We start from the raw sequence: 8,160 nt of genomic DNA, 5'->3' as shown, positions 1-8,160 counted from the left end.
TCCATTAAACTCAAGATATAACCTCCATGAATTTTACCACCAAAATTAGCGTTAGATGGTATCATTAATTCTGAAATCTGAATTCTAGAATCTTCGGTAGTTTTAAACATAAGTTAATAGATTTATATAAATAAGGCTTGTTAATGTTGCAATACCAAAACTAATTAAGGTCCCAATAAGAATGTATTCGGTGAGTTGCCGTTCTTTAGATGCTGTTAAGTCACCAAATCTAAAAACGGATTTTGCAGTAATTAAAAAACCAACAGCTCCCCATTGACCTACTATAATAAATGTAAACACCAAAAGACGTTCTAAAACACCAATATATTTACCTGCGTCTTTAAGTGATTCATTGTCTTTGGTGAGTTTAGAAATATTCCATTTAGAGAATATCGTTTTCATTATAATGGATGTAGGGATGGTTAAAAATGATAAGCATATAACCAACAAAAGATGATTTGCACTTAATTTTAAAGTGAACTCAAAATCATCTTGATATAATAAAATAGTTAGAGCAAGTATACTAATGAGATGTAATAGCTGATCTATAAAAAAGAAAAGGCGTTTGGTTTTCTTGCCTTGTAATATAAGTTTAAGTCCATCAATAATAAGATGTGCTAATCCGATGCTTAATAGTAATGTTGTATATGATAAATCCCAAACTAAGAGAAACATTAGGGCTATATGCATAGCCACATGTACATACAACCAAACCGATTTTAATTTCTTTTTTTCTTTGTCTTTTACCCATTTTTGAGGCTGTAAAAAGAAATCACCTATAAGGTGAGCTAGAACAAGTTTTAAGAGTAATAGAATCATAGTTGTGCTATTTTTTGCCTGTATAGGCTATCTAACTCTAAAATTTCATCTAAATAAGCACGGTTTTGTCTTTTACTTACAGCATCTTGGCTTATACCCACAAGTTTAGCGAGTGCTTTTTGTATCATGTTAGGATGTTCTAAAGTCAACTTTACGATTTCAGCAGAGTTTGTGGTCCAATTATCCATTGCGATAAGTGCAAGTTTAAAATAAAGATTTAATTCGTTATTCAGCACGTCGTTACTAGTTTTTAATTTGAGATTTACTTTCTCTTTTTTTAAAGTTTCAAAGGTTTCACCAGAATATATAAAAGCTTCACCATTAGATTCACTTACTGAATTACCCTGATAATCTTTGGTGCCAATCCCAATTGACATACGTACGTCCAAGCCTTTTACTGACTTTAAAAAAGCTTTGATATACACTGTTGTTCTGAAGCTGTCTTCAATAGTAGTGCACTCTAACTGAAAGCTATCGCCTCTGTAAATATCATAAAATGAAGCATCGTTCGATAACTTTGACAATGCTGACTTTAATGGCATAAGCCATGAGTCTTCACTTAAAGCTCTGCGAGATTTTATAATATCTCCAGTTATTATGCTAGTCATAATACGCGTGTTTAAAACAAATATATGCCTTTATTAAGGAATAAACTAATATATGCCTTTATTAGGGAATAATATTAATTATGCCTTTATTAGGGAATATTTTAGAAACCGTCTTCGGAAGCACGCTTTATAATGCTTTCAGGAAGGGATTTATTGGCTTTAGCTCCCATTTTTTTAATTCTCTCTACACGAGAGATAAGATTGCCTTTCCCTTCAACGAGTTTATTCATAGCAGAAGAATAGTCGTTCTTAGCCGCATCAATTTTTTTACCAACACCAGTTAAATCGGTAACTAAACCTTCAAATTTATCGTATAAGGCACCGGCTTGTTTTGCGATCTCGATAGCATTTTGTTGCTGCTTTTCGTTATTCCACATCGAATCAACGGTACGAAGTGTAGCTAAAAGGGTAGAGGGAGTAACGATGACTATGTTTTGCTCAAAAGCTTTATTGTATAAGCTATTATCTTCATTTATGGCGACGGCGAATGCAGGCTCAATAGGAATAAACATCAAAACAAAATCAGGGGATTCTATATCATATAAATCTTGATAGTTTTTTGCTGAGAGGTCATCCACATGCTTTTTAATAGAATTAACATGCGCTTTTAAAAATAGAGCTCTATCCGCATCCTCTTCTGCATTAACCAAACGCTCATAAGCGGTTAGTGATACCTTTGAGTCAATAATCATTCTTTTAGAACCTGGAAGATGTAATACCACATCTGGCAATACACGAGAACCATCTTCGCGCTGAAAATTCTGTTGTACAAAGTATTCTCTATCTTTTTCTAATCCAGATTTTTCTAAGACACGTTCTAACACCAATTCGCCCCAGTTTCCTTGCATTTTACTATCACCTTTTAGAGCTTTAGTTAAATTGGTGGCTTCCTTTGTCATTTGCTGATTAAGATCTTTTAGACCTAATAATTGCTCTTTTAAGGCCGAGTGCATACTGATACTTTCCTTTTGTGTATCATCTACTTTTTTCTCAAAGAGTTGTATTTTTTCTTGTAACGGATTTAATATCTGTTTGATGTTTTCTTTATTTTGAAGCGTGAACTTCTCTGATTTTTCATCTAGTATTTTTGTAGCTAATAACTCAAAGTCTTTTCGTAATTGTTCTTGTTGCTTTATTAAGTCTTCATCACGTTTCAGATTTTGTTGTTGAAGATTTTCAAACTCTGTATTACGTCTAGACAATTCTGTGTTTAAAAAATCTTTTTCCCTTCTAATGTCTTCGCGTTCTGTTTCAGTTTTAGATATAGTCGCTTTTAATTCTAATAATTGCTGATTAAAATTCTGATTTTGTTTCTGATTTTCAGCTTCAGAAAATTGTTTAAATTCACTAAATTGTTGTTGGAGGTTAGTATTGCGTTCTTCAAGTGTACTCTTGTCTCCTTTGCTTTTTAATTGTGCAAATTTAAGTCCAATAAAGGCGCCAATACCTGCTGAGATAATGATGGCTATAAATAGAATGAGTGTGTCGTTCATGATAAAAAGAGAAATTTATCAAAGATAATTTTTTTAAACGATAGTTAGGATACTCTTTTAAACTTAGTAGCTAGATTTTAATCTTTTTATATCAGCAATTATTTGCTGTATATCATCAGCATTGGTGCCATCATAAATACCACGAATTTGCCTTTCTTTATCAATTAAAATGAAGTTGGACGTATGAATAAAATCTTGTAATCCACCATCACCTTGTTCTACAGCTGCAAAATAGCTTTTACGAGCCAAATTATAGATGTGCTTTTTATTGCCTGTAGTCACATTCCATTTAGAATCTATGACTCCTTTAGTATCGGCATAGTCTCGCAATACAGAAACACTATCGATTTCTGGAGTCACCGAAAGCGATAAAAGCATAATGTCGTCATCATTCAAAAACTCCTTTTGTATTTCAGCCATATTATCTGTCATAATTGGACAAATAGTACCACAACGTGTAAAAAAGAAGTCAGTCACATAAATTTTGTCTTTGTAGACTTCTTGAGTTATGCTTTCCCCATTTTGATTTATGAGATTAAAATCTGAAACCGTATGGTGTCTTGTTTTATTTTGAAGACTTTTATCTACTAATTCTGGATTAAAACTTGAAGGGTTGTAAATAGGTAATGGCTGTTTAGGAAACCAATAGGAATAAGAAAAATATACGAACACTACTATTAAAGCAATAGTCAATAAAAATGTGAGTCTGTTAGTTTTCGATAATAGCATATATAATAAGTTTCCAATTTTTTGTTAGGACGCAAAACTAAAAACTGTGGTTATAGTACTGAATTGTCTATTTCTATATCTGCATCTTGCCAAGCACTGTTAAACTCCTTTTTTATGGCATTTGCTTCTTTGTTTTTATCTTGAGCTAAAAGACTTTTATAGAGTCCCATTAGCGACCAGCCATTTTGTCTTAATATATTTAAATCTTCTTTATATATTTTTTCAGCAGCTTTATATTCTTGAGCTTTTAATAGTATGGCACCGAGGTTTTGTCTCGTAGGAATATGCCATGCAGCAGGTTCTGTGTATGTTAATCCATCTTCAAATACTACAGCATTTTTGAGATGTTCTATGGCCTTAGGAATATTTCCTTTCAACGCTTCTAGTTCTCCAGAAACGACTTCATAGGCTATATTAGCGGCATGAATTGAAGCATTATTTGCTGTCGCTATTAAGGTTTCTAACTCAGGATCTTTTTTGAGGGCGTCGATGGCATTTAATTCTTCTTGGGCTTCTTTTATATTCCCTTTTCTAATAAAAGCAATACCTCTTGCGTAATGACGCATAAGGTTGAGGTGTTTAATTTTTGAATTGGGAGCCGGAATGGTTAAAATCTCATTCCATTTACCAAATCGAGTATAGGCTAGCATTGGTGTTGCTGCAAAATCCTGTAGAAAAGGCATTTCTAAAAATTCACCAATAGGCACTTTTTCTGCTGTTTTTTTTGCAGCATCAAGAGCAATGTCACTGGCTCCTAATAAGCTTGCTGAAGACCATAAAAAGTGAATGTTATGAGGATAATAACCAAGCGGATAAAGTCCTTGAGCAAAACATTGAGAGATATAATCCTCGTCGGCTAAAATTGCTTTTTGGTTTGTGATAACGGCATCTTTATAGCGTCCAACTCTAATATATATGTGCGATGGCATATGCACGATATGTCCAGCGCCAGGCATTAGAGAGGCTAATTTATCGGCACTCTCAACTCCTAAATCTGGATAAGGAAGTTCCACCATGTGAATATAATAATGATGTCCTCCAGGGTTTTCCGGTTCGAGCAACATTGCTTTTTCTAGAGCAGCTTTTGCTTCCTTAATATTTGGCGAAGGGTTTCCGTCTTTATCCCAATAATCCCAAGGTACAGTGTTCATAATTGATGCAGCATATAAAATTTGTACGTTAGCATCTTCTGGAAACTTTTTAACTGCTTTAGTCATAGCATCCATGTAGAACATGTTTAATTCAGGAATATCAGCTGTTAAATCTTTACTATATCTAGCAGACAATGCTTTTATCAGTATTTGTTCTTTTAGACTTGCTTTCGATGCCAATTGGTTCGCTTTTGTTAAGGCTTCATTAATTTTAATTTTGCGTTCTTCAGTCGGAATTGGATCGTTTATGTTAGGTCCAAGAGTAAATGCTTGTCCCCAATACGCCATTGCAGAATTAGGGTCTAATCGCGATGCTTCCATAAATGAGCGATGGGCTTCTGCATGATTAAAAGCGTATGATAATTTTAGTCCTTGATCAAAAAAGGCTTGAGCTCTTTCGTTTTTAGTGCTAATGGAAAAATGAAGATTTCCTAAATTATTAAAAAGTGGAGACATCTGTTTTGTGGTATCCACAGCTTCCAATACATATTTGGCAGATGTACATTTTATAAAATTCATTGCTAGTTTGGGCGAGGGCTGCGGTGCTAATTCAAAAGGTTTATTAATTGTGAAATAAGCCAGTACCGCAACTATAATGGTTACCAAAATAATATTTGCTTTTGATTTCATAATCTATAATTCTAATTTAGATAGCTTGTTTAATATATGTTTTTGCTTCGCTTAACTCTGGTCGATTACTCTTAGAATTTTTAGTAAGCTCAATAAGTTGCTTAAAATATAAGGTCGCTTTTTCTCTGTTTCCAGATTTTTCAGCGGCAATGGCTGCGCCATAAAGACCATTAAATCGATTAGGATGTCCTTTTAAATTTTCTTCATAGGCTACTAAAGCCTCTTCAGGTTGGTTTAATGCCAATAACATATCACCTAAAAGTTCATCAGCTGGTAAAACTTCACCGGGAGTCACAGGATGCTTAGAGGTTTCGCTTTCAAGTTTCGAAGCTATTTTCATTAGTGTAAGTGCTTCATCATTGTTTCCTTTTGCGAGATTGATCCATGCTTCTGTTGTTTTAATTTCAATACGTACTTGACCAGCTTTATATGTGGCTTCAGCAGAATTCATTTCAAGGAGTTCTTTATGGAATGATTCTATAATATTAAGTTCATTTTCAGCAGAAGCGATATCTCCAGAACGCGCTGATCCCATGGCTCTCGCAAAATGTAGTATTGATTTTGACCATGGAAACTTGTTCCAATCAAATTCTATATTTGGGCGTTCTAGGTTAGCCGCTTCTTTCCATTGTCTATTTTCCAAAGCTATTCGCGCAGGAATTGCATTAGCGGTATATGCAACAGCAAAATGATTGAGAGGGAATATCTTTTTCATTGATTTCAGATACGCATTTTGGGCATCAACCTCTTTATTATTTCCTTGCTGTAAATAGGCATACACTAGATAATCCATGGCATGAATTTCTTGTGCCCAATTGGCACCTGGATTAGCACTTTCAGCATAACAAACAGCAGATAATGCTGAGTTTATATTAGTGTCAATTGATTCTTGCCAAAGGCCTAGGCGCGTAAAAATATGGGAAGGCATGTGTTGTGCATGAGCTGAAGCAGGTGCAATTTCTGCATAACGTCGCGCTGTACTTAAAGCAGATTGTGCAATTTCGGGATAATCATAAGTATGAATTACATAATGGGCAATTCCTGGATGATTGGGTTTTTTCTTAAAAAGTTTTTGTAAAATAGCACCCGATTTTTTCTGACTAGAATAGGTTTTATCATTTGGGTCTGCTGCTGAAGTTATAGCTAAAGCATAAAATATTGCTGCCTCAGTGTCATCTTTTTGACTCAAGTAGATTTGCTCCATTTTCTTTTCGTATAACAGTTCTCTGGTTTTATGGTCTAGGGTTTTCCAATCTTTATAGAAAACTTTTATGGCATCTAGGTAGCGTTCTGAACGTTCAGATTTTCGCAAGGATTCAGCGATTTCTAGAAGAACTGTTCCTTTTTTTAATTCTTTAGGTCCAGGTGGTGCCCATAGTTCATGATAGATACTCATCGCAACTCCCCAATATGCCATAGCACATTCTGGATCAGCATCTATGACCTTTACAAAGGCTTTCTCAGCTTCATCATATTCAAAAGAATGGAGTAGAGAAATAGCTAAATCGAAAGTTTCTCGGACGTCATATTTGCAATCTAAAGCAAAACTGACAGCTCCAAATTGCGGATTACCACAAAGCAAAATATCGCCGCGTTGTAAATCGATTGTTGCTAAAGCTGGGTTTGGTTTTACTAAGTTGTCTTTACAAGCTATTATTGAAATTAGAAAAATAAGACAGAATAGTTTTACTGATTTTTGTAGTGAGTTCATTAGATATTAATTTATAGCTTCCAATGAGAAGTAGGTCTATTCTTAAAAGCCTAATGTATAGCATTTAAATGTAGTAATTTTTTGAATAGAAGAAGGCTTTATTTATGATAATCCTTAAATGGAAAACAAAAAAGAACTTATTTTTTAATCCTAAAACTTCCAGTAGATTTATCAAAGGCAATTAAATCTTCTGGAAAAAGTGAATCGAAAATACCTACTGAAATTAAGTTACAAGGTTGATCGCAAATCACTTCCTTGTCTCTCATTACTATCATAGAGTCACATAATTGAATAGCTAAGTCAATTTCGTGTGACGAAAATAGTATGGTTTTTCCAGTTTCTTTCGTTAATTTTTGTAATAGTTTTAAGATGTATGCTTTATGATACATGTCGAGATGTGTTGTAGGTTCATCCAAGACAATAATAGCTGTATCTTGAGCAAGTGCACGTGCAATCATTACTTTTTGTAACTGACCATCGCTTAGCTCGAAACATCTTTTGTCTTTTAATTCTAAAATATTCACTAAAACTAGGGATTCATTTACAATCGTAATGTCTTCTTCGGAGAGATTACCAACCCAATTGGTATATGGATGCCTTCCTAAAGCGACGAGTTCATAAACCGAAAGATTCTTAGATGTTAACGGTTCCGTTAATACGATACTGAGTTCCTTGGCTAGTTCTAGATTAGATGTTGATTTTAAATCTCTACCATTTAAAGCAATGCTTCCTGATAAAGCGGGCTGAACTTTAATCAATGTTCTTAAAAGTGTTGATTTACCAATGCCGTTTGCTCCAACTAAACCAATTAATTGTCCTTTTTGTAGTTCGAAATTTATATTAGATGCAATTGCAGTTTCTACTTTCTTGGTTTTGTAGCCAATAGAAAGTTGTTCCGCTTTTAGGGTGATATGTGATGTTTCTTTTTTCATCTAAAACATCATTTTTCGCTGCCTCACCAGTAACCAAATCACGACAGGAGCTCCAACTAAAGCGGTTATAGCATTTATAGGTAAGGT

General features: G+C 34.2%; 7 protein-coding genes and 1 pseudogene. All 8 read right to left on the bottom strand.

The features are described from left to right. Window positions 1–110: pseudogene (locus tag B2U95_RS09645) on the bottom strand (acyl-CoA thioesterase); the annotation flags it as partial. After that, window positions 103–819, bottom strand: coding sequence for a DUF3307 domain-containing protein (locus B2U95_RS09640; RefSeq protein WP_296315594.1), 717 nt, complete (start codon window positions 817–819; stop codon window positions 103–105). The gene B2U95_RS09640 and the pseudogene B2U95_RS09645, both read right to left, overlap by 8 nt. Further along, a complete protein-coding gene (locus tag B2U95_RS09635) occupies window positions 816–1,427 on the bottom strand; it encodes a transcriptional regulator (RefSeq protein ID WP_296315591.1) in 612 nt (203 codons plus the stop codon). Before B2U95_RS09635 ends, B2U95_RS09640 begins: the two co-directional genes overlap by 4 nt. Before the next feature lie 101 nt (window positions 1,428–1,528). After that, window positions 1,529–2,920, bottom strand: a complete 1,392-nt coding sequence (locus B2U95_RS09630) for a DNA recombination protein RmuC (protein WP_296315588.1) — start codon at window positions 2,918–2,920, stop codon at window positions 1,529–1,531. Between the two features lie 63 nt (window positions 2,921–2,983). Further along, a complete protein-coding gene (locus B2U95_RS09625) occupies window positions 2,984–3,649 on the bottom strand; it encodes an SCO family protein (protein ID WP_296315584.1) in 666 nt (221 codons plus the stop codon). 50 nt (window positions 3,650–3,699) lie between these two features. After that, entirely contained in the window at window positions 3,700–5,430 is a 1,731-nt protein-coding gene (locus tag B2U95_RS09620; protein WP_296315582.1) for a tetratricopeptide repeat protein, read from the bottom strand. A gap of 16 nt (window positions 5,431–5,446) precedes the next feature. After that, a complete protein-coding gene (locus tag B2U95_RS09615; RefSeq protein WP_296315579.1) occupies window positions 5,447–7,141 on the bottom strand; it encodes a tetratricopeptide repeat protein in 1,695 nt (564 codons plus the stop codon). Window positions 7,142–7,278: 137 nt separating this feature from the next. Continuing rightward, entirely contained in the window at window positions 7,279–8,073 is a 795-nt protein-coding gene (locus B2U95_RS09610; RefSeq protein WP_296315577.1) for an ABC transporter ATP-binding protein, read from the bottom strand. Window positions 8,074–8,160: the final 87 nt, after the last annotated feature.

The sequence above is a fragment of the Winogradskyella sp. UBA3174 genome, from assembly GCF_002364335.1.
Taxonomy (GTDB): domain Bacteria; phylum Bacteroidota; class Bacteroidia; order Flavobacteriales; family Flavobacteriaceae; genus Winogradskyella.
This window is presented reverse-complemented; position numbering and strand designations above follow the sequence as displayed.